The organism is Flavobacterium sp. CECT 9288, from assembly GCF_918731615.1.
Taxonomy (GTDB): Bacteria; Bacteroidota; Bacteroidia; order Flavobacteriales; family Flavobacteriaceae; genus Flavobacterium.
In genome coordinates this window covers 1,101,347-1,125,539 of sequence record NZ_OU957226.1, presented here as the reverse complement: position 1 = coordinate 1,125,539, position 24,193 = coordinate 1,101,347, and the positions used below count along the sequence as shown (strand labels likewise).

The following is a 24,193-nucleotide window of genomic DNA, read 5'->3' as shown; positions in this document are numbered from 1 at the left end:
TGCTTTTGCAAACACAACTTCCTTTGCTAAAAATTCTCTAATTTTGAAAATTACAAATGTTATCCGTACAACACGTACAAATTGTAACTCAAAATTCATACCCATTTATGCAAAATCCTGAGGTTTTTATACTTGCAATAGAAAGTTCTTGCGATGATACCGCCGCTGCAGTTTTAAAAAACGACAAAGTACTATCAAATGTTGTAGCAAACCAACTTATTCACAATCAATACGGGGGTGTTGTTCCTGAACTTGCCTCTAGAGCTCATCAACAAAACATTGTTCCTGTAGTAGATGCTGCACTTAAAAAAGCAAATATACAAAAAGAACAGCTATCTGCAATTGCATTCACACAAGGTCCTGGCCTTATGGGCTCCTTGCTGGTAGGAAGCTCTTTTGCAAAATCATTGGCTCTAGCCTTAAACATTCCGCTTCTTGCAATAAATCACATGCAAGCTCATGTTTTAGCGCATTTTATTGATGAAGAAGGATTTGAAAAACCAAGCTTTCCATTTTTAGCATTAACTATAAGTGGAGGCCATACTCAAATTATAAAGGTAGAAGATTATTTTACCATGACCATAATTGGCGAAACCACTGATGATGCTGTAGGCGAAGCATTTGATAAAAGTGCCAAAATCCTTGGACTTCCCTATCCTGGCGGTCCTTTAATAGACAAATATGCTCAACTAGGTAATCCAAAAGCATTTCCATTTACTAAGCCTAAGGTCGCTGGATTAGATTTTAGTTTTTCAGGATTAAAGACTGCAATTCTCTATTTTATTCAAAAGAGAACAGCCGAAAATCCAAATTTTGTAACGGAAAACCTAAATGATATTTGCGCATCAATACAGCATACTATTATAGAAATTTTAATGGATAAAATAAAGCTTGCTGTAAAAGAAACAGGTATTAAACAAATTGCAATTGGAGGCGGCGTATCTGCAAACTCCGGCATAAGGACTACTTTAAAGGAAACCGAAAAAAAATACGGTTGGAAAACCTATATACCAAAATTTGAATACACAACCGATAACGCTGCAATGATAGGAATTGTAGGATATCAAAAATATTTATCACAAACATTTGAAAACTCAAATGTAGTTTCAAAAGCTAGAATACAATTTTAAAAAAACTATGCAATTATTTTACAACCCTACAATAGATGAAAACACTCAAAATTTTTCATTTGACAAAGAAGAAAGCAAACACATAATAAAAGTTTTACGCAAGAAAGATGCAGATATTCTTCATGTTACTAATGGTAATGGTTTATTATTTACAACACAAATAACATTAGCATCAGACAATAAATGCACTGTTGATATTATTTCGTTGATACAAATAGCACCTTCAACTTTTAAACTTCATCTTGCAGTTGCTCCTACCAAAATGAACGACCGTTATGAATGGTTCCTTGAAAAAGCAACCGAAATTGGAGTTCATGAAATCACACCTGTGTTTTGTGATCGATCAGAACGAAAAAACATTAATAAAGAACGTTTTGAAAAAATAGTGTTAACTGCTATGAAACAATCAAACGCTGTTTTTTTACCCAAAATAAATGATGCTGTATCTTTTAAAGATTTTATAAAACTCAATCCTTCTGGTGTAAAAATCATAGCACATTGCGAGGAAACTGAAAAAAAATCATTGAAAAATATCTTACAAAAAAACCTAGACTATACCATTTTGATAGGTCCAGAAGGAGATTTTTCAGAAAAAGAAATACAACTAGCACTCGAAAATGAATACACTCCTGTGATGCTAGGCGAAACACGATTAAGAACTGAAACTGCTGCAATTGTTGCCTGTCACAGTGTTATTTTCACAAATGAAAACTAAAATCAATTCTATGAAACATTTTTTTTATTTCATAATCCTTTTTAGCTCCAGCTTATTTGCGCAGGAAATTGCATTAGTAAAATACAGTGGTGGCGGAGATTGGTATTCAAATCCTACTTCATTGCCTAACTTAATTAAATTTTGCAACAGCACAATCAATACCCGCATTAAACAAAAACCAGCTACTGTTGAAACATCAAGCCCTGATTTATTATCATATCCTTATATTCATTTAACGGGGCATGGCAATGTAGTTTTTAATGATACCGAAATTATTAATCTTAGAAATTATTTAGTAGCAGGTGGTTTTTTACATATTGATGATAACTACGGTATGGATCAATACATTAAAAAAGAAATAAAGAAAATTTTTCCAAATACAAATTTGGTAGAAATACCTGCAACACATCCCATTTTTCAAAAACCATTTGCTTTCCCAAATGGACTACCCAAAATTCATGAGCATGACGGCAAAAGACCACAAGCTTTTGGAATTTTTATAGAAAACAAACTAGTTTTACTCTACACCTACGAAAGTGACTTAGGTGACGGTTGGGAAGACCCAGAAGTAAACAATGACCCTAAAGAAGTACGTGATAAAGCACTAAAAATGGGTGCAAATATCATTAATTATATTTTTAACAATTAATCCTATTTTTATTAATTAGGGTAAAAATACATGGAATTCATAATAGGCATCTAATTTAAGTATCTATCTTAATTTAGATGCCTATTGTGTATCTATAAATAAAAAACACTCCTTTATATACTTGCTGCACAGTCTATAAGACAACAAGAACTTTTTTGTGTAAAAAAGCTCCCCTAATTCCATACTTTCTAAATAACAGAATTAGATATTTCTTATTAAATTAATGAATATTCAAACAATATGATATTTTACTTCCTAAATTACTTTGGTATTCTTAGATTGACATTGATTTTTCGCATTTTTCAAAGGCTGCTATATCAGAAAATTCATGATTTAAAAAAAAAATTAAAATATACGAACCCTTGTAAAACAAAGGATTAAGATTTTTTTTGAAATATTTTTTTGAAATATTTTTTTTTTTACAAAATAATGTTATAAAATTGTTAAATAATTAACCAAAACTATCAATATTTAACAAACGTATTATGAAAAAAATTATGTTACCTGCTTTAGCATTTATGATGCTTTTTTCTTGTCAAAATGACACCACAGAAACTAACGCTCCTGAAGCTTCAGCAACTCTTAGAAGAGGTTGTGCTTCTCAAGAAGTTTTAGCTGCTCAAATGAAAGCAGATCCTAGTCTTGCACTAAGAATGAACAAAATTGAAGAATTTACTAAAAACGCCATGACTAACGGAAGATTAGTGAATGGTAAAATAGAAATTCCAGTTGTTGTAAACGTAGTTTATAGAACAGCAGCAGAAAACATTTCATTAGCGCAAATTCAATCTCAAATTGATGTGTTAAACAGAGATTTCAACGCTTTGAATTCTGACTTTAATCAAGTTCCAACAGCCTTTGCTGGAGTTAAAGCTAATGTTGGAATTTCATTTGTATTACAAAACGTAGTTAGAAAAGCTACAACAGCAACATCTTTTACTACAAATGATGCTATGAAAAGAGCATCAACTGGAATAGCACCTACAACGCCTACTACTGTTTTAAACATGTGGTCATGTAATTTAAGTGGTGGAGTATTAGGTTATGCTCAATTTCCTGGAGGTGCTTCAGCAACTGATGGTGTTGTTATGGATAACAATGCATTTGGATCTACTGGAACAGTAACTGCTCCTTTTAACTTAGGAAGAACTGCTACTCATGAAGTAGGACACTGGTTGAACTTACGTCACATTTGGGGAGATGCAACATGTGGAAGCGACTTAGTTTCTGACACACCTACTCACAATGAGCCTAATTATGGTGTTCCTGCAGCAGGACACAGAAGTACTTGTACAGGTACTCCTTTAGAAATGTACATGAACTACATGGACTACACTGATGATAGAGGAATGTTCATGTTTAGTAATGGACAAAAAGCTAGAATGGCTGCTTTATTCGTTTCTGGCGGAGCAAGAAGAAGCTTCGGAATATAATTCCAGCCCTAATTAATATTTAAAACTCGCTACTTGTTAGCGAGTTTTTTTATATTTACAATTTAAATATAAATTATGATTACCTCAAAAATTATTTCAAACGGTATTTTAAGAGCCCTATTTACTGTAATCTGCTGTGGTTTACTACTCTTTTTTGTTTACCAAATTCAGTCCATAATAATATATATCATTATTTCCTTGATATTAACCCTGATTGGCAATCCTATTTTAAATTTTTTAAAACATAAACTAAAGTTCAATCATCTTGTTGCTACAATACTAACTTTACTTTTATTTATTGGAATTTTATCAGGCTTAATTATGATGTTTATTCCTTTGATTGTTTCTCAAGGCGCAAACCTTTCATTATTAAATACTGCCCAAATTGAAAAAGATATTATTCTTTTAATTGATCAAATTAGTATTTTTTTAAACGATCATAATATCGACTCTGCTAAATTACTAAAGGAATCAAATATCACTTCTAAGTTAAATTTTAACTTCATTCCTAATTTTCTTAATTCAATTTTAAATACCATAAGTAGTTTTGGAGTAGGATTAGGTTCGGTATTATTCATCACTTTTTTCTTCTTAAAAGATCGTTTGATGTTCATCATTGGAGTAAAAAAAATAATTCCTATCAGCCATGAAGAACAAGTGTTAAATTCATTTGATAAAATAAATGGGTTACTATCAAGATATTTTATAGGGCTACTATTACAGCTATTTATTGTCTTTTTATTGTACGTAATTGTTCTATTAATTTTTGGTGTTCCTAATGCCGTTGTTATTGCGTTCTTGTGTGCAGTGCTTAATATCATTCCGTATGTTGGTCCTTTAATTGCATCTGTTTTGGCAGCAATCTTAACTATGCTAAGCAATTTAGGAAGTAATTTTCAAACAGAAATACTACCAGTAACAATTTATGTACTCATAGGTTTTTGGATCGTACAAGTAATAGATAACAATGTATCACAACCGCTAATTTTTTCAAAAAGTGTAAGCTCACATCCCCTTGAAATTTTTCTAGTTATCCTTATTGCCGGATTCCTTTCTGGAATTTTAGGAATGGTAATCGCTGTGCCCATTTACACGATTATCAAAGTCATAGGAAAAGAGTTTTTTCCAGAAAATAAAATTATCATGCTGTTAACAAAAGATATTTAACGTTGAACTCAAAAATACTAGATTCTGATATCCAATTGTTTATAAACAATAATTTGGATAAAAATATAGCACAGCTTGCCTTACAAAAAAATCCGTTTGATTCAGTTGATTGGATTCAAATTATTAACCAAATCGAAGCTAAGGCTAAAGCCAAGGATAAATTACCTACTTGGTTTTCTACCGCTTTAATGTATTACCCAAGTAAAATTTCTGTAGAACAAACATCTTCAGAAAAAACGGCAGCCTACAAAGCATCGCTAATCCATGGAACATCACTTATTGATCTCACAGGCGGTTTTGGTGTTGATGACTATTATTTCTCAAAAACCTTTAAAGATGTAGCTCATTGTGAAATTAATACCGAATTATCTCAAATAGCAAAACACAATTTCAATCAACTCAATTGTAATTCCATAACCTGCTACTCTGGAGATAGTAATGAAACGCTTAAAAACATAAACAAAAATTGGGACTGGATATACATTGACCCCTCCAGAAGAAATGATGCTAAAGGCAAAGTTTTTATGCTAAAGGATTGTTTGCCAAATGTTCCTGAAAACTTAGATTTTTACTTTAAAAAAACCAATTCAATTTTGATAAAAACAGCACCTTTACTGGATATTACCGCTGGACTGTCAGAACTTAAATTCGTTAAAAATATTCATATCATTGCTTTAGAAAATGAGGTAAAAGAACTCCTATGGGAATTGCATAAAGAATACTCCGGAGCTACCACGATAAAATCAGTCAACTTAAACAAAAATGAAATCGAAAACTTTGATTTTGTTTGGAACGATAATAGCCAAATTGCAACTTACAGTGAACCTCAAAAATACCTTTACGAAGCAAATAGTGCCATAATGAAATCTGGAGGATTTGATGCTGTTAGTGCTTATTACAAAGTGAACAAACTGCATAAACATTCCCATTTATACACATCAAATGAACAAATTCCTTTTCCAGGGAGAACGTTTCACATAAGAAAGTCATTTCCATACTCAAAAAACGAAATGAAAATACAACTCGAAAATAAAAAAGCCAACATAACAATTCGAAACTTTCCAGATACAGTAGAAAAAATCAGAAAAAAATGGAAAATTAAAGATGGTGGAGACACCTATTGTTTTTTTACAATTGATGAAAATAATGACAAAATTGTTTTACTTTGCGACAAAATATAATTGAAATGAAATACGTAACATTACTCTTTTTTGTACTAATTAATACTGCTGTATTCAGCCAAAAACCATGTGAATACAGTGAGAATATTACAGATTCTATAGGGTCTTACAAGATAACAAAAGAATACATGATTAGTGAGAAAAATTTTGGAACAAATAAAAGTTACATCTTTTTCTCCCTAGCTATGACTGATGGCTTACCTACTTTAAACGTGCAAACCATTCAAAAAAGTAAAGACTTTATAAGAGCAAATTGTTTTGATAAAAATTCTAGAATTTACCTGCAGTTAAACAACGGTAAAATTGTAACCTTAATTCATGTTGATCAAGAAAATTGCGGCACCATTTTAAGAGATGACAAACAATTTGACAACAGAGTCAATACAGGAGTTTTTATGTTTGCCAAAGAAAATTTTGAAGATCTTAAAACAATCCCTATCACTTTAATGCGAATAAAATACCTAACAGATACTGAGGATCATGTTATTAAAAAAGAATTTCTTTCTGAACTCAATAACGAAACCTACAATCCAGAAAACTATTTTATCAATTATTTAAAATGTGTAGAATAGGTATTATTCACATTCCCATTTTACATTAGAAACTGGGTTTTTCAAGCCCGCTTTTAAATTGTAATGCCACCATTCTGAATCAAATGAATTAAAACCAGCACTAATCATTACTGATTTTAATAGTTTTCGGTTTTGCAATACATTTTTAGGTAAATCTTGATATAAATGACTTGCTTTCTCGCCAAAAAAATCAAAATCAGTACCCATATCCACTGCTTCTCCTTGAAGGGTTACAAGGGAAATATCTACCGCTCCACCCCTATTGTGAATAGAACCCGTTTTAGGGTTTGCCACATACTTAGGATTAGGAACTATTTCCCACATTTTTTTTTGGATATCCAAAGGTCTGTAGCAGTCATAAATTTTTATTTTATATCCTTTTTGAGCCAATTTGGTATTGGCTTTAACTAAAGCTTTAACCGTTTTTAATCGTAAAAAACACTCTGCACAATCATACACCTTCGCTTTTAAAAAATTATCATCAGTGGCGTACTTCATGTCGAATACAAACGCGTTACTATAACTTTTTAAATTCACAAAAGTCGTGTCATTCACTTTGTCATTTTTTTCAGTAACTGAATTAGGCAAAGAAGATTGAGCTAAAGCACTATTTAAAAATAGAAACATCGCAGAGAGAAAAAACAATTTCATTTTTGATACAATTACAGTATTAATTAAGAGTGGTATTTTGTAAAATTATACAAAAAATTGGATAGCAGCATTAAAACAAATAAAGGATTCTAACTTATGACAAAATGTCGATAAAGCCTTGACAATGTAATTTCGTTAAGAACACAGCAGCTCGGTTTTTTTCATTTTAACGCAAGAGGAATCTCATTATTTACTCACTTCATGTGATGTATCACGTTAGTTGAAATACCAAAATATACTTTTGAATTCACTTGTGTAAAAATGATTTGGCTTTGTAAACTATTTTATACACCGCAAAAATGCAGTAATTAATTTAATTTTATCGTTTACCAATTACGCCATCATCCCCTTTACAAAAACCTCTACAAACTCCTTCATTTTTGCTATAATTCGGTCACCAATAGTTCGGGCTTGCAGGATGCTGGGTCTATTGTCTAAGCATTGAAAAACCTCGTCTTTTATAGGTTCTCGACCGCTGTAGATGTAGGCATCTATTAAGGATTTGAATTGTGCTTTGTCAAGATGTTCTTCCTCGCATAGTTTGCCTAATGCCAAGACTTTTTGATCTTGCCAGTATTTTTCAAACTCATCTTCAATAGAATCTCCGTCTTTGATGTTGGGCATATTTTCATCTATGAATTTTTGAATCAATTCTCGTTTGCTTCTCAGCTGAATGTCTCCTCCCAATAAATCAATAATAGCTTTCTTTTGGGCTGCAGCAGCGGTTGGTGTTTTTTCCCCTTTTAGTTGCGCTAACAATCTCAAGATGTAGGCCACGTTGATTTGGTCGGTGTGGATTAATTCTAATTCAAAATCAATGTCATCCAGAATCGATGTCTTTTGCTTTTCAGTATCTTGCTTCACCTTTTGGTAGATGTCAAGATACTTGGCTTTGTAGTCTTCGTATTCTTGTTCATCAATACCTAAATCCTCCCAGTCAAAATCAGTGTAGGATTGCAATACATTCATTGCTCGCATCAACTTTCTGAATGCTTGCACAAATTGAGCATCTTCTTCTTCGTTTTTTAAATCATTTACGCTTTGATATGTGGGTGTAATTTCTCTTAAAAGCTTTAAAGCTTCATCAAACTTCTCCGCAATGGCCTCATAATCGGGCATGGTCACTACTTCTATTGCCTCTTTATTCGAAAACAAAGTGATGGCATCATCAGTTGCTTTTTTAAGGTTTCTAAAAGCCAAAATGTTTCCTTGCGACTTCTGTTCTCCCAAAATCCTGTTGGTTCTGGAATACGCCTGAATCAAACCGTGTTGCTTCAAGTTTTTATCTACATACAGCGTATTTACTTTTTTAGCATCAAAACCGGTAAGCATCATATTAACTACAATCACGATATCCAAACGGTCTTTCTCGTGGTTGAAGTTTTCTTTTTCTCGATCTTTTAATCGCTGGCTTATGTTTTTAAAGTAATTCTCAAACTGTTGGCTGTCCTTGGTCGAAAAACTGGTATTGTACATTTTGTTGTAATCCCCAATGTATTTTTCAAGCTTGTCACGCGTGTGTTTGGATTGATAGGTTGTTGGTTTCTCCGCTAAAACATCAAAGTCAACTTCGTCACTTGGTAAATAATCTTGCGCTTCCTCTGAATCTTCATTGGTACCATACGTGAAAATGGTAGCAATGCGCAAATCGTGTGCTCCAGCTTCTTTCTTTTGTTGAAAAAGGTCGTAATACTGAATCACATTATCAATACTACTTACTGCTAACAGTGCCGAATAGTCTTTATTGAACGTTTTTTGATCGTGATACGCAATGATGTAATCTACAATTTTGTTGATTCTCTTTTCGGAATCCAGAACTTCTTGCTTGTCAATATCCTCTACTTCTATGTCAATAAAAGCATTGCTCTTGTTCTTGTATTTCCCTACATATTCAATCCCAAAACGCAAAACATTTTGATCCCGTATCGCATCTGTAATGACGTATTTGTGCAAACAGTTACCAAACAAATCTTTGGTTGTTCGCTTTCCTAAATCATTCTTAGAAGCGTTTTCGGCAAAAATGGGTGTTCCTGTAAATCCAATAAGTTGACTTTTCTCAAAGAATTTAGTAATACGATCGTGTGTTTCTCCAAATTGTGAGCGGTGACACTCATCAAAAATAAAAACGATTTTCTTATGGCGTAAGCCTTCTATTTTGCCCGAAAACCGTTCCGAAATGGCATTGTTTAATTTTTGAATGGTAGTTAAGACCAACTTGGTATTATCAGTCAATTGCCGTACTAACGATTGGGTATTATCAGTAACATCAACACTGTCTTTTTTGAACGCGTTGAACTCATTCATGGTTTGGTAATCCAAATCTTTTCTATCTACTACAAAAACTACTTTGTAAACCTCTGGCAATTCCATTAAAATTTGACTGGCCTTAAAGGAAGTTAAGGTTTTACCCGATCCTGTGGTGTGCCAAATGTAAGCGTTGTCATTCGAGTTTTTAACTTGGTGAATAATGGCTTCGGTAGCAAAAAATTGATACGGACGCAAGACCATCATCACCTTATGTGTTTCGTTGATCACGATGTAATGTGCAATCATTTTACCCAATTGATTTGGGTTTAGGAAAGCAGCTGTAAACTCGGGTAACTCCGTGATGTTTTTATTATTGGCATCAGCCCAAAAGAAGGTTTGTTTGACCGATTGTAATTTATTGTTGGCCAAATATTTTGTATTGACACCATTGCTAATGACAAACAATTGCACGTATTGAAACAAACCGTGGTTGCTCCAAAACGAATGCATTTGGTAGCGATTGATTTGGTTAAAAGCTTCTTTAATTTCGATACCCGAGCGTTTCAATTCTATTTGTACCAATGGCAATCCGTTTACCAAAAGTGTGACATCAAAACGGTTCTTGTAACTGCCTTCTAATGATATTTGATTGGTAACTTGATATAAATTCTTGCTGTTATCCTCTGCATTAAAAAACCGAACATAAAACGAAGTCCCATCTTCCTTTGTTAATTGAAAGCGATCCCTGAGTGTTTTGGCTTTTTCAAAAACATTGCCTTTGGACAAATGATTCAAAACAGCATCAAACTCCTTAGCAGTGAAAGTGGTTTCATTAAAAACTTCCAACTGACTTTTGAGGTTAGAAACTAAAGCGTCTCCATCCTGAATTTTGACAGACGTATATTTCAAACCAATCAATTGCTTGATTAAGTTGTTTTCTAGTGTAGCTTCGGATTGATGGCTCATATTTTTAATTATGAAATTTATCTTTTTTCCATTTTGAAGGATTCTCTTCTATATAATTTTGAATGGTATCGAATGCTCTTGAATCTCGGATAATATGATCGTAAAATCGGGATTGCCAATTAAAATCGGCATGAATTTTACGCATTTCAAAACTACACCTGCCTTTATACCAACGAATGATTCGGGATATATTTTCATGAAACATCGGATTATTATTTCCGGAAAAACCGCCTTTTTTTTCATCATCATGTACAGACGCGATTAATCGCGTCTCAACGCGTTCATTTCTATTGGCATTTTCCACATTTTCATTTTTAGACGCGATTAATCGCGTCTCTACGTGTGCATTTCCATTGGCATTTTCAACATTTTCATTTTCAAACGCGATTAATCGCGTATTTACGAATTTATTGATAATCAAAATTCCATGCATATGATTGGGCATAATCACAAAATTACCCAATTCGACAAAAGGAAATTTATTCGGAATTTCTTCCCAAATATTATAGGCAATTTTTCCCAATTCATTCAATTGCATTTCGCATTTTTCATCAATCGTATCCCGTAGATAAGCGATTAATCGCTTATCTACGTCCGTATTGGAAACATCCGCATTGGAAACAACATCCCCAAATAAACATTCCATTTTATCAATGCATATTGTGATGAAATATGCACCATTTTCTCCATAGTCCCAATTTTGCAATCGGGCGGATGGAATGCGATATTTATTTTGAAATTTTTTCATATTTCATTATTATTGAATATCATCATTTTTTTATAAAATGATTCATTTTCCTATATGCTATCCAGTACAGACGCGATTTATCGCGTCTCTTTCATTACCCACAATTCGATTTCACAAATATAGACGCGATGAATTGCGTCTCATTCATTCCCCATCATTTGATTTCACAAATTTAGACGCGATAAATCGCTTCTCTACCATCGCTAATAATTTTATAACGCACATATAGACGCCATGCTACCCGGTACAGACGCGATTTATCGCGTCTCTTTCATCCCCTACAATTCGATTTCACAAATATAGACGCCATGCTATCCGCACGTACAGACGCGATTTATCGCGTCTCTTTCATTCCCCATCATTCGATTTCATCAATATAGACGCGATTTATCGCTTCTCTTTCATTACCCACAATTCGATTTCACAAATTAGACGCGATACTATCCGTACGTACAGACGCGATTTATCGCGTCTCATTCATTCCTCACAACTCGATTTCACAAATATAGACGCGATACTATCCGTACGTACAGACGCGATTTATCGCGTCTCATTCATTCCCCACAATTCGATTTCACAAATATAGACGCGATAAATCGCTTCTCTACCATCGCTGACAATTTTATAACGCACAAATAGACGCGATGAATCGCGTCTCTACACAAACATTTGCTGCAACAATCCTTTTTTAAATTCTTGCGTTTTTACCAATTCCCCATTCACCTGTTCTATTTTACCATCGATGCCCGATAAAAAATTGGCGATTTTTTGTTGTTCTGGTAAGGATGGAAATTTATATTTTAATCTTTTAATTATTTGTGCAGACAAATTTCCTTGCCCACCCTGTAAATATTTTGCAACAATATTGTCCTTATTTAGCAATAATATATAGTATAAGTATTCTATGCATTCTTCATTTCTAATACAAAGTATCGCTTGATTTATTGCTCCACTCATTTTTGATATTGCAAGTTCACCACTATTTGCACCGTAAAGAGCATAAAGTAAATCGCCTTTTTCAACCATTTTAGCCGATGAACTATTTAAAGCCTGTTCTGAAATAAAATTGTAAACTTCAGAATCATAAATATTTCCTGAACCAATAAAAGGTATTGTGCCTGAATAATAATTTTGATTTGTACTTGTTGGTGTTCCTCCTGAAAAAAATGTGCAAAAATCCCCCAACTTTTTCTCCTCCCAATCCGGATACTCCTTTCCATTCTCATTCTTAAACCTCAATTTACCTGAGAACAATTGTTGCATGACGCCTTTTTTGTATTGTTCTAATAATTCCTTTTTGCGGGACAATTGCTGTATTTTTTCATCGACTGCACTTAAAAAGGAAGCTATTTTTTGTTGCTCGGGGAGGGTGGGAAATGGAAATTTTAGCTTTCGTAATTCAACCATTGTCAGGGCTCTTTGAGTTGAACCAATTGACGTTTTTTCAATTTCACTTTTGTAAAAATCTAAAGCAATCTCTAAAAAAGGAGAAAATTCCGTGATTTTTCTAAACCAAATTAAGTTTCCATCCTTGAAGTAAAATTTGGCTTCATCTTTAATTCTTAATACATTACCTAGTGTGCCAACAGCTGTAATCAATAAATCATCTTTTTGAGGAACCCCAAATTTTTCTTTAAATTCTTGATAAGAAGATTCTGTTATATATAAAATGTCATTTGGTATTTTACCTAATTTCAATTCTGAAATTTCTTTACCTCTATAAAAAGGAATACCTTCTTCAACATAATCTGTTAAATAAACTCTTTTACTTGATGTAAGTTCAGCGATATTTCCTATTTTTTTAAATTTCCATTCCCCTTCAAACCCCTTAAACCTTAATTGTGGTACCTTTAGTTTATTCATGGCAGGTATTTTTTTGCGTTAGGGATAGAAGTGAAAATCCTTTTTGAGAGGAACGAACAAAAAGATTGTAACGGATAGCCCGACCCTGCTTTTTCAGCAGGGGAACGCCCCAATACTCTTGTATGTACAAATTAGTATTCATGATTAAAATGGGGTTTGGATTCCTAATTCTGTACAAAAACCGGCAATGGTAGCATCGGTGGTTTTGCTTTCATGGGCTAAGGCGCGTAATTCTTGGGTTATGGCTTGTAGGTCTATGGCATCTTCGGCTTCAAAGGTGTCTACGTAGCGCGGGATGTTTAAATTATAATCATTTTCGGCGATGGTAGAGACGCGATTAATCGCGTCTGTACGATTGCCGGAAATAGAGGCAATTTGGGAATATTTTTCTTCCTCGGTGCGATTTTTATAGGTTTCAATTATTTTGTCAATGTCTTCTTTGCGCAATACGTTTTGGGTTTTTACTTTCTCGTAGTGCTGACTGGCATCTATAAACAAAATGTTATCTGGATTGTCGCGTTTTTTCTTTAGGACCAAAATACAAGTTGGGATACTGGTTCCGTAAAAAATATTGGCGGGCAATCCTATTACGGCATCGAGGTAGTTTTTCTCTTGGATCAAATACTGGCGAATGTGTCCTTCGGCACCACCACGAAACAAAACTCCGTGTGGGAGAACAATAGCCATGGTTCCGTTATCATCTAGCTGGTGCACCATGTGTTGTACAAAAGCAAAATCAGCTTTAGAGCTTGGGGCGAGTTTGCCATAGGCCGAAAAACGCTCATCAGTCATGTGCAGCGGACTCGCAGACCAGTTGGCCGAGAATGGCGGATTGGCCACGATGGCTTCAAAACGCAAATCGTAATGTTGTGGGCGTTCTAGAGTATCTTCGTTTTTAATGTCAAAACGTTTGTAGTGTACATCGTGCATGATCATGTTCATGCGGCACAAGTTGTAAGTGGTAGGATTCATTTCCTGACCGTAAAAAGCGCTTACGTCTTTTACTTCTTTGGCTACGCGCAACAGCAAGGAACCCGAACCACACGTTGGGTCGTATACGCTTTTGAGCTTGTCTTTACCCACAGTTACTAGTTGTGCCAAGATGCTACTGACTTGTTGTGGCGTATAGAATTCGCCCGCTTTTTTGCCGGCACCACTGGCAAACTGACCTATTAAATATTCGTAGGCATCTCCTAGAACATCACTATCGGTGTTTTCTAAATCAAAATCAATTTCATCCAGATGAATCAAGACTTTTACTATCAATTCGTTTTTATCGGCTTCGGATTTTCCTAGTTTGTGAGAGGTTAAATCTAAATCCGAAAATAAGTTTCCAAAATCTTCTTCGCTTTCTGACCCCATGGTACTTTGCTCAATGTGCGTGAGTACTTTGGCTAGATCGCCCAGGATAAAATTGTTTTTTCCGCCTGCGTTGCCTCTGCGTGCTAGTTCTGAGAATAAATCAGCAGGCTCTAGGAAAAAGCCTAATTTGTCAATAGCCAATTGTTTTATTTCTTGCATCAAAAGGGCTTCGTCAGGATGTCCTACTACTTCTTGAAAAGTCAAACCGTCGGGTTGTAAGATGGTGTTGGCGTACAAATCCATTTTAGTACTCAGGTACTTGTAGAAAATGAAACCTAATATGTAATCTCTAAAATCATCGGCATCCATTTTCCCACGAAGGGTGTTTGCGATGTTCCAGAGTTGTTGTTCTAATTTTTGTTTTTGTTCGGCTGCCATGAAATGTATTGATTGTAAATGATAGGTAAGCAATTAATAGTGCTTGAACTACTGTAATTGCTTGCGTTTAATTTGCTTTTGGTAAGCCTGATGCGGCTTAAAAACTTTGTTGCACTATAAAAATGCAAGAAATTTACTTTGCTAAGATATTAAAAAATAAGGAAAAAATGTACGGTAAATTGTAAAGAAGTCTGCGTAAAACTATTTTAATTACACGAATGAGACTGCGACAGTTGATGCTTTTTAGGATTGATGCGAAAAAACGGGGAGCAAAATATACTAAAAACAAAAAACCCACCAATTTGGTGGGTTTTTAAGTGAAGGCAGAAGGATTCGAACCTTCGACCGTCCCGATTAAAAATCGGGATGTGGTAAAGCACTATTTAAAATCAAGAACATCACAGAGAGAAAAAACAATTTCATTTTGATTTCGTTTATTTTTTTTGTGTTGTATTTTTAAATTAACCCTAAGAGATTATAAAGTTCTGTGGATAGATTATTGATAATTAAACTTAAATTTTTGGCTAATAAAAGTTAATAAATTATCATCAGTAATCAGTCAACAAACTCTAATTTTCCTGTTCGTAATGTATAAAACACCCCTACAATTTTAATTTCGCCATTGATTTCCATCTTTTTCAAAATTTCACTTTTTGACCTAATTTGAGAAATTGTATTTCTTATATTATTCTTAGCAACAAATTTAACAAACACTTCATTATTAGAAGACTTTTCTCCTTTAAAATCATCGCTCATTTGTACAGCAGGTTTAATATTAGTGAGCATTGAAGTTATATTTCCTAATTGCACATTATCTATAGCACCCTTAATAGCTCCACAATGTTGATGTCCCATAACAACAATCAATTTAGCACCGGCAACTTTGCAGGCAAACTCCATACTTCCTAATAAATCAGTATTTACAAAATTTCCAGCTACTCTGCCTACAAATACATCTCCTATACCTTGATCAAAAACATCTTCTACTGGCACTCTACTATCTAAACAACTTAAAACCATTGCTTTTGGATATTGACCATCAGTTGCAGCTTTCCTAATTTCTTCCGAATGTTTACGTTGGGTAATATTCCCTGAATTAAAACGATCGTTTCCAGCAATAAACTCTTTTAAAACCTGTTCTGGATTAAGTGCATCGCGTTCTGTTTTTGTTAAAACATGATCTAGAACTGAATCCTTCTTTTTCAAATCCTGACTTGTTTGAGAACTTTCGTTTTTAGAACTTGAATTGCAACTTGCTATTGTTTGTAGTAAAATCACAAATGCTGCAGTTTTGATTACTTGTTGTATCATCTTTTGAGTTTTAAAATTTAACGATACAAAATTGAATTTTTTAATTCATAAATTTTTATTTATATTTTATATAATAAGCATAAGTAAAATTAATGTTGTTTTTTTTTTAAAACTACTTGTATTTAGGAAATAAAAAAAAACGGTTTTTAAAAATTCTAACCTGATATTTTTTTCTTAATAAATTATACTCTTGACATAACCCTATGTAATTTGCACATTCTATTAATAATAAATGACTCTAAAAAAAATGAGTTTAAAAAAAGAGGATTACAAGCACAGTTAACGCATACTCTTAATTAAGAAAAGGGTAAAGAATATATAACAATACAATATTTGATTTCAAAAGAGCTTTTGATAGCCCATACTTATATTAGAAAATAGGAAATTATTGTTGAATATCATGAATTACTCTTTACACTCTTTAAATTAAGCAATAAGTCTAATTTCTATTTTGATGTTGCGATTTGTTTGTGAAATGTTGTAAAAAGTGCTGTTTTTGTAGTGGTAAATGTAGGAAATAATAAGACAAAAAAAACACCAAATTGTTGGGTTTTGTGAAGGCAGAAGGATTCGAACCTTCGAAAGTCCTGATTAAAAATCGGGATGCTCTATTTCTTTAACTAGTCATTTTGAGATTAAGACTATTTCTACTTTTACGCCAATTGCTTGTGAATTCGCAATGGAATGTAGATGATTTTAGTATTGTGTTTCCAATACTGTACAAATCGTAAATAAAAACGTTATCTTATTTTTTTATTTTATGAAAATTTCTATCAATTTAAAAAATATATGACCCATTGTAAAACCACTTTTGTAGATAATTGTTAGTCAACAGATTTCGTTTCATCAAGAGTTATTGCATTTCCTTTTTCTTCTTCTGTTGGTTCTACAACTTCTTCTAAAGAAAAGTATCTAAAATTTATATTAATGATATCTGTATTTGGTATCACTAAATACCTACTTGCAATTACATAATAATCTTTTACTTTCGCGTCGTCTTTATCTAATTCTCTTCTTATGGGATTTCTTAGATGAACTGCTTCTAAATCACCTTTACTATCTATGTAGTAGTTAAAAAATTCACCAGTATATAAAATACTTTTTCCGTTAACTTTACAGAGTACATTTATAATTTTATCTGTTATTTCTTCATATTTATCAGGAACATCTTTAAAGTCTAAACATTCTCCTGTAAAAATATAGTGCCATTTGTTTGTAAATCTAAAATAACGAACTCTTCTATCAATTGCAAAATATCTTATGATTTCTCTAAAACCATAGCCTATAAAAAAGGAAAAAGTAAATAAAATTAAATTATAGGAAAAAATTTCATATTTAAAATCTCCAAGTTGTTTAAAACTTTCTTCCGCTTTATTTGAAGTTGTGACACCTAAAATTAAATTTCCTAATAGTTGAAAATCTATAAAATAACTTGATAAATTATGAACTATGCCTATAAATAAGGTGTGTAGTGTAAGAGATGGAATTATAGACCAAGTAAGTTCATTTACAATGTTCTTATTTGTGTCATTTACGCTTAATTTCGAAGAGTTATAAGCACTTCTTGCTATAAAACCTGGTGCAAGAATAATGAATAGCAAAATAGTTGTAAATGCAATATTCATACATTAACCAAGCTCTCTTACTCTAAAATATCTCTCCCCAATTTTTACTAATTGCGTTTGAGAACTAATAGAACTTATCTTATGAGCAATTCTAACGAGCCCACTCCCAATTTCAGGATTTCTATAAACCTCTTTTTTGGTTGCTTTTACTGTTATTTGTTTCACTTTGGTCATTACATACTTTTTATAAGTGTCCCAAATATACTTCTAATTTTATTCCAAATCACAAATTATTATGTTTTTTTTAAGGCCCCAGTTTCTTTTTTATTCCGGTTCTACAATAATTATATACAAATAATGTAGAGTAGGTTAAAACTTGACTGCTAAGAACATAAGGATCAAATTATATCACAAACAAAAAAAAGTTTAATTAGTGGGTTTTGTGAAGGCAGAAGGATTCGAAGCTTCGACCGTCCCAATTAAAAATCGGGATGCTCTATTTCTTTAACTAGTCATTTTGAGATTAAGAATATTTAAATTTTATATTTTTTTAAAATCATCCTAAATGAATTGGATTAAAAACAAAAAAACCACCAAATTGGTGGGTTTTATGAAGGCAGAAGGATTCGAACCTTCGACCGTCCCGATTAAAAAATCGGGATGCTCTATTTCTTTAACTAATTTATTTTGAGATTAAGACTATTTAAATTTTATATTTTTTTAAAATCATCCTAAATGAATTGGATTAAAAACAAAAAACCCACCAAATTGGTGGGTTTTGTGAAGGCAGAAGGATTCGAACCTTCGACCGTCCCGATTAAAAAATCGGGATGCTCTATTTCTTTAACTAATTTATTTTGAGATTAAGACTATTTAAATTTTATATTTTTTTAAAATCATCCTAAATGAATTGGATTAAAAACAAAAAACCCACCAAATTGGTGGGTTTTGTGAAGGCAGAAGGATTCGAACCTTCGACCGTCCCGATTAAAAAATCAGGATGCTCTATTTCTTTAACTAATTTATTTTGAGATTAAGAATATTTAAATTTTATATTTTTTCAAAATCATCCTAAATGAATTGGATTAAAAACAAAAAACCCACCAAATTGGTGGGTTTTGTGAAGGCAGAAGGAATACTTATACACTCGTAAACACGCACAGTTATTGACTTTGTTTATCTTTTGTGGCAACTTTGTGCCAATTTTTTTCATAATGGGTACAAAATTAATTGTATTCCATTAAAAATTCTCTGTCAAATATAACAAGTATATGTCAAAGAAATCTACTAAAAGAAGTTGTGCTGATACAAAATTAATGTGTATAGTTTGTTGCAATGCAGCTATAAAAAAAGCATTCAGTCAAACTGAATGCTTTTTAAAATACTTGATAATCTAATTTAATACGAAATCTTTAATTTTCTAACTTTATTATCCTCATTTAAATAACTATGAAAATCCGAATATGACAGTAAATAAATTTTTTCGAACTCTAAAGCATTTAAACCAAACATTGTGGACAACTCCATTTTTGAGTATTGTAACTCATTAAAGTGAAGTTTAAGCATTTTATACAAAAGTTTAGGTTCAGAAATTTCAAACTCTAAAGGCTCTTGCTTTCTCCAACCATAGTAACTAATCTTTGTTACCCATCTACGATATTGATCTTGAGATAAAGTTCCTAAATCTTTAGCTTTAAATAAAAGCGCCTGAATTGAAACTTTCCAATAACGCTTTAAATCACCTAATTTTTCATCCGTCAAATAATATAAGTTTGATTTAATTTCATTACTTGGCATTAAAAAACTTGAAGCAAATCTATCTGCTTCATTTTCAACATTTCTATCTTCACTAATAATACCACCTTTAAAGTGCATTAAAATATGACCTAACTCATGAGCAATCGTAAAAATAATTCTAGAATTTGCTATGTTTTTATTAATAATCATTACAGGAACACCAACAGGTGTAATATAACTAACTCCCGATATTTTGATGTCCGAATTAAAGTCGAACAAATGAATAACAATTCCTTGTTCTTCAACAACTTTAATTAAATCTTTAATTGGACCTTTAGGTAATTTAAAATATTCTCTTACCCTATCAGCCATTTGTTCTGGCGACAACCCTGTTTTATGTAAATCCGTAAACGGTAAATCGATCTCTATTTCAACAGCATCAAGTAAATCACATATGTTACCAGATAAAATATTTATTTGAGATTCCAAAAATCTTGCTTTTGACATACTAGTCCCCAGATTTTTCCTAAAATAAAAATGTTTTAATGGATAAACATTGTGTTTTTTATAAAAAAATTCTTTGGGATAATCCAATATTAAGCATAACTCTGAAAATACATCATCAGTCACATTAGAAAGTCCTTTTTCAATTTTAGACAATAACACTTGTGATGCTGATTTCATTTCCTTAGCTAGAGTAGATTGCGAATAACCTCTACTTTCTCTTGCTAATTTAATTCTTTCAATGTTGATTGTATTCATATCACTTATTGTTGTGAGTAGTTTTAATTTTAGAATAAATCGATTTAAAAATAAAAACCATTTGGCGAACGGTTCTTATTTATTATTTATTTGCTTGTTCTTGATTTGGTCTCTCCAAACCTTTTTTTAATTTAACAATCTCCTTTTCTACTTTCTCTACCTTAGAGCTAATTAGTTGCTTAACATCTGTTTCGCTGAATAAATCATTACTGACTAAACTCCAATTAATCTCATTTCTACTAATCAAAGATGTTACAAAAGCATCAGTTTCATTAATATTCCCAAGATTCGGACCAATAAATAAAACTGGTATATGATCTACCAAACCAGGAAACAATGTTCCATTAAACAGTTTAGCACTATTGGGAGTTGGATAGCAATTTGGTTTGTTTTGCTTACCATAAAGCCTCTTTACATACAAAATGTACTTATCCTTAATAATAAAATATATAGAACCGGAATTCTTTCTGATTCTAACTTTACTATTAAAAACTGGGTCAACATCAATTCTTCTGATTATTTGTTCTTTAATAGTGGCATTCAAATCTTGAGAATAAAATGCTCTTTGGTTATATTTGACACTATTTACAAACTTTCTGTCATCTACTTCCCTTTTAGCAATTTTAATTACCTCATTAAATACTTTAATAACTTCTCCAATTTCAGCCTTAACAGCCTCTGGATTAGCTACATCCTTATAAATCGATTCAAAAACTTGTTTTTCTGATTCGTTTATATTACCTTTGCGGTAACGATTTACTACAACACTCTGGTCAGTGTTTCTAATTGTTTCACTCATATTATTCTTCATATTAATTTGCCCGTTCGCCAAAATGGGCTTTTTTTATTATTCTTATTGCGCAAATATAATAAATTTTATAACAACAATTAACTTTATTCTTTAATATTTCCTGTAATTTTAACTAGACTTAAAGAGTCCAGGTTAGAATTAAGTTTATTTACAATCCTAGAAATAGATTACACAGTTGATTTTAACAGCCTTTTCCTGTTAATTAAGAATTGTGTACAATAAAAGTTTTAATTATTATCGGCAGGAGTTACCAATTTAATTCTTGAAATAAGAAATTTCTTTGTGTCAAATTTGTGCCAAAAGATTAAAAAACAATATTTTCATAAATAAAGTACTATAAAAACGATGGTTTTCTGAATAAAAAATAATAAAAAACCCCTATAAACATAGTTTATAGGGGTTTTGTGAAGGCAGAAGGATTCGAACCTTCGACCGCCTGCTTAGAAGGCAGGTGCTCTATCCAGCTGAGCTATGCCTCCAATTTAAAAATCTAAATAGACTTTTAAAAGTCGGGGTGGCAGGATTCGAACCTGCGGCCTCCTGCTCCCAAAGCAGGCGCGATAACCGAGCTACGCTACACCCCGAAAAACAAAAATATTATAGCGGAGGGACAGGGACTCGAACCCTGGCACCGATCACTCGATGACAGTTTAGCAAACTGCTCCATTACCACTCTGGCACCCCTCCAAGCTCAAGAAACGTGTTCTGTTTTGCGGTTGCAAACTTACTACTTCTTTAGACTTCTCACAACTTTTTTTGATGTTTTTTTAATATTTTTTTCAAAAAAAATTAAAAATACTTCACAGTCAAACACATAGAAGATTAAAAATTTATCAGAATTATTAAATCCTATTCGAAATATAAATTTACTTAAAAAAGATTAAATTTGCTTCATAAACTAACATTATGAAAGACATGAACAAAAGAGTTGTTATCGTTTCTGCCGTAAGAACACCTATCGGAAGTTTTATGGGAGCATTATCTACAGTAACTGCACCAAAATTAGGTGCTGCTGCTATAAAAGGTGCTTTAGACAAAATAAATTTAGACCCAAACTTAATTGACGAAGTTTATATGGGTAACGTAGTTCAAGCAGGCGTAGGTCAAGCTCCTGCTAGACAAGCGGCTTTGTTTGCAGGATTGCCTACAACAGTTGCTTGCACTACTATAAACAAGGTATGCGCCTCAGGAATGAAGGCAGTAATGATGGCTGCTCAAGCAATTCAATGCGGAGACGCTGAGATTGTAGTAGCAGGCGGTATGGAGAACATGAGTTTGATTCCACATTACATGAATCTAAGAAACGGAACAAAATTTGGCCCATCAACAATGCTTGACGGAATGCAAAAAGATGGCCTTACAGACGCTTATGACAACAGTGCAATGGGAGTTTGCGCTGATTTGTGTGCTACAGAATATAATTTTTCTCGTGAAGATCAAGATGCGTATGCTATTCAATCTTACGAAAGAAGCGCTGCTGCATGGAATACTGGGAAATTTGACAATGAAGTAGTACCTGTTGCTGTACCACAACGTAAAGGTGACCCCATCATGGTAACCAAAGACGAAGAATACACTAATGTAAAACTTGATAAAATCCCTTCGCTAAGTCCTGTTTTTACTAAAGACGGAACAGTTACAGCTGCGAACGCATCAACGATCAATGACGGTGCTGCTGCGGTAATTATGATGAGTGAAGAAAAAGCACTTGCTTTAGGTTTAAAACCATTAGCATACATAAAAGGCTATGCAGATGCTGCTCAAGAGCCAAAGTGGTTTACTACTAGTCCTGCTAAGGCTTTACCAAAAGCACTAGACAAAGCTGGAATAGCACTTGATGCTGTTGAATACTTTGAATTTAATGAAGCCTTCTCTGTAGTAGGATTAGCCAATTCTAAAATACTAGGACTAGACAATTCAAAAGTTAACATAAACGGTGGTGCTGTATCACTTGGACACCCGCTAGGATGTTCTGGTGTACGTATTATTGTTACTTTATTAAATGTACTGGAACAAAATAACGCAAAAATAGGTGCTGCTGCTATTTGCAATGGCGGTGGTGGTGCATCTGCAATTGTTGTAGAAAGAATGTAATACTTAATAAAAATGGAGCAAATTAAAGGTTTTGATTTGCTCCATTTAACCTTTTAAAAAATCATAAATGTTCGGAATTTGTAATCTTGCGGTCATTCCGCTGCGTCATGAAGCAAGTGATAAGAGCGAAATAGTTTCTCAAGTTTTATTTGGAGAACATTTTGGAATTTTAGAAAAACACAATCAATGGTATAAAATAAAATTGCAGTACGATAATTACGAGGGCTGGATTGACAGTAAACAAATGCAACTAATATCCGAAAGTAGCTATCAAAATCTTACTGATGACACTATAATTTTAAACGCTGATTTAATTGAATACATAACCGGAAGCAATAACTTGATGCTTCCGATACCACTTGGTGCTTCATTATCTTTTTTAAACCATCATGACATTAATAAAGATAATTATGAATTTGAAGGTAGTAAAACGAGCGGTAAAAAAAACAAAAATAACCTTATCAAAACTTCCTTTATGTACCTGAATGCTCCTTATTTATGGGGAGGAAAAACACCTTTTGGAATTGACTGTTCTGGCTTTACACAAATGGTTTACAAACTAAATGGTCACCACTTACTAAGGGACGCATCACAACAGGCAACTCAAGGCGAAGCATTAAGCTTTATTGAAGAAAGCGAACCTGGAGACTTAGCATTTTTTGATAATGACGAAGGAGCCATCATTCATGTAGGAATAATCATGGATGACAATTACATTATACATGCCAGCGGCAAAGTACGTATTGACAGAATTGACCACTTAGGCATATTTAATACCGAAACTAATAAGCATACTCATAAATTAAGAGTCATTAAAAAAATTATATAAAAAAACCTGTCTACTTCACTAG

General features: G+C 32.9%; 19 protein-coding genes and 3 tRNA genes. 9 read left to right on the top strand and 13 right to left on the bottom strand.

The window, feature by feature from the left end:
• Positions 1–107: 107 nt before the first annotated feature.
• The 7 genes from tsaD to LQ189_RS04955 all read left to right on the top strand — a co-directional run bounded on the left by tsaD (position 108) and on the right by LQ189_RS04955 (position 6,847).
• Positions 108–1,130, top strand: coding sequence for a tRNA (adenosine(37)-N6)-threonylcarbamoyltransferase complex transferase subunit TsaD (tsaD, locus tag LQ189_RS04985; protein WP_230158632.1), 1,023 nt, complete (start codon positions 108–110; stop codon positions 1,128–1,130).
• Positions 1,131–1,137: 7 nt separating this feature from the next.
• Positions 1,138–1,845, top strand: a complete 708-nt coding sequence (locus LQ189_RS04980; RefSeq protein WP_230154698.1) for a 16S rRNA (uracil(1498)-N(3))-methyltransferase — start codon at positions 1,138–1,140, stop codon at positions 1,843–1,845.
• Positions 1,846–1,855: 10 nt separating this feature from the next.
• Entirely contained in the window at positions 1,856–2,494 is a 639-nt protein-coding gene (locus LQ189_RS04975) for a DUF4159 domain-containing protein (RefSeq protein ID WP_230154696.1), read from the top strand.
• Positions 2,495–2,979: 485 nt separating this feature from the next.
• A complete protein-coding gene (locus LQ189_RS04970; protein WP_230154694.1) occupies positions 2,980–3,927 on the top strand; it encodes a zinc metalloprotease in 948 nt (315 codons plus the stop codon).
• A 75-nt stretch (positions 3,928–4,002) separates the two neighbouring features.
• The gene (locus tag LQ189_RS04965) at positions 4,003–5,094 is read left to right on the top strand and encodes an AI-2E family transporter (RefSeq protein WP_230154693.1); all 1,092 of its coding nucleotides are present in this window, start codon (positions 4,003–4,005) and stop codon (positions 5,092–5,094) included.
• A 2-nt stretch (positions 5,095–5,096) separates the two neighbouring features.
• Positions 5,097–6,275 carry a class I SAM-dependent methyltransferase gene (locus tag LQ189_RS04960; RefSeq protein WP_230154692.1) on the top strand — a complete coding sequence of 393 codons (1,179 nt, stop codon included), beginning with the start codon at positions 5,097–5,099 and terminating at the stop codon, positions 6,273–6,275.
• A gap of 5 nt (positions 6,276–6,280) precedes the next feature.
• A complete protein-coding gene (locus LQ189_RS04955) occupies positions 6,281–6,847 on the top strand; it encodes a hypothetical protein (protein WP_230154691.1) in 567 nt (188 codons plus the stop codon).
• 3 nt (positions 6,848–6,850) lie between these two features.
• Here LQ189_RS04955 and ddpX read toward each other — a convergent pair whose 3' ends face one another.
• The 13 genes from ddpX to LQ189_RS04890 form a co-directional block, all read right to left on the bottom strand.
• Entirely contained in the window at positions 6,851–7,498 is a 648-nt protein-coding gene (gene ddpX / locus LQ189_RS04950) for a D-alanyl-D-alanine dipeptidase (RefSeq protein ID WP_230154690.1), read from the bottom strand.
• A gap of 333 nt (positions 7,499–7,831) precedes the next feature.
• The gene (locus LQ189_RS04945) at positions 7,832–10,711 is read right to left on the bottom strand and encodes a type I restriction endonuclease subunit R (RefSeq protein ID WP_230154689.1); all 2,880 of its coding nucleotides are present in this window, start codon (positions 10,709–10,711) and stop codon (positions 7,832–7,834) included.
• Positions 10,712–10,715: 4 nt separating this feature from the next.
• Entirely contained in the window at positions 10,716–11,459 is a 744-nt protein-coding gene (locus LQ189_RS04940) for a transposase (RefSeq protein WP_230154688.1), read from the bottom strand.
• A 657-nt stretch (positions 11,460–12,116) separates the two neighbouring features.
• Positions 12,117–13,322, bottom strand: a complete 1,206-nt coding sequence (locus LQ189_RS04935) for a restriction endonuclease subunit S (RefSeq protein ID WP_230154686.1) — start codon at positions 13,320–13,322, stop codon at positions 12,117–12,119.
• 144 nt (positions 13,323–13,466) lie between these two features.
• Positions 13,467–15,062, bottom strand: a complete 1,596-nt coding sequence (locus LQ189_RS04930; RefSeq protein ID WP_230154684.1) for a type I restriction-modification system subunit M — start codon at positions 15,060–15,062, stop codon at positions 13,467–13,469.
• 555 nt (positions 15,063–15,617) lie between these two features.
• Positions 15,618–16,373 carry a carbonic anhydrase family protein gene (locus tag LQ189_RS04925; RefSeq protein WP_230154682.1) on the bottom strand — a complete coding sequence of 252 codons (756 nt, stop codon included), beginning with the start codon at positions 16,371–16,373 and terminating at the stop codon, positions 15,618–15,620.
• Between the two features lie 824 nt (positions 16,374–17,197).
• The gene (locus tag LQ189_RS04920; RefSeq protein ID WP_230154680.1) at positions 17,198–17,998 is read right to left on the bottom strand and encodes a hypothetical protein; all 801 of its coding nucleotides are present in this window, start codon (positions 17,996–17,998) and stop codon (positions 17,198–17,200) included.
• A 3-nt stretch (positions 17,999–18,001) separates the two neighbouring features.
• Positions 18,002–18,172, bottom strand: coding sequence for a hypothetical protein (locus tag LQ189_RS04915; protein WP_230154678.1), 171 nt, complete (start codon positions 18,170–18,172; stop codon positions 18,002–18,004).
• A 1,164-nt stretch (positions 18,173–19,336) separates the two neighbouring features.
• Entirely contained in the window at positions 19,337–20,437 is a 1,101-nt protein-coding gene (locus LQ189_RS04910; protein WP_230154676.1) for an XRE family transcriptional regulator, read from the bottom strand.
• A gap of 82 nt (positions 20,438–20,519) precedes the next feature.
• The gene (locus LQ189_RS04905; RefSeq protein ID WP_230154674.1) at positions 20,520–21,236 is read right to left on the bottom strand and encodes a hypothetical protein; all 717 of its coding nucleotides are present in this window, start codon (positions 21,234–21,236) and stop codon (positions 20,520–20,522) included.
• Positions 21,237–21,653: 417 nt separating this feature from the next.
• Positions 21,654–21,727, bottom strand: a tRNA-Arg gene (locus LQ189_RS04900).
• Positions 21,728–21,757: 30 nt separating this feature from the next.
• A tRNA-Pro gene (locus LQ189_RS04895) sits at positions 21,758–21,832 on the bottom strand.
• Between the two features lie 19 nt (positions 21,833–21,851).
• Positions 21,852–21,935 (bottom strand) — tRNA-Ser (locus LQ189_RS04890).
• Positions 21,936–22,163: 228 nt separating this feature from the next.
• On the opposite strand from LQ189_RS04890, the gene LQ189_RS04885 reads away from it, so the two are divergent.
• Both LQ189_RS04885 and LQ189_RS04880 read left to right on the top strand, forming a co-directional pair.
• Positions 22,164–23,342: an acetyl-CoA C-acyltransferase gene (locus LQ189_RS04885; RefSeq protein WP_230158631.1), complete on the top strand. Its 1,179-nt coding sequence runs from the start codon at positions 22,164–22,166 to the stop codon at positions 23,340–23,342.
• 67 nt (positions 23,343–23,409) lie between these two features.
• Positions 23,410–24,171 (top strand): C40 family peptidase, encoded by a 762-nt coding sequence (locus LQ189_RS04880; RefSeq protein WP_230154672.1) that lies wholly within the window; start codon positions 23,410–23,412, stop codon positions 24,169–24,171.
• Positions 24,172–24,193 lie beyond the last annotated feature (22 nt).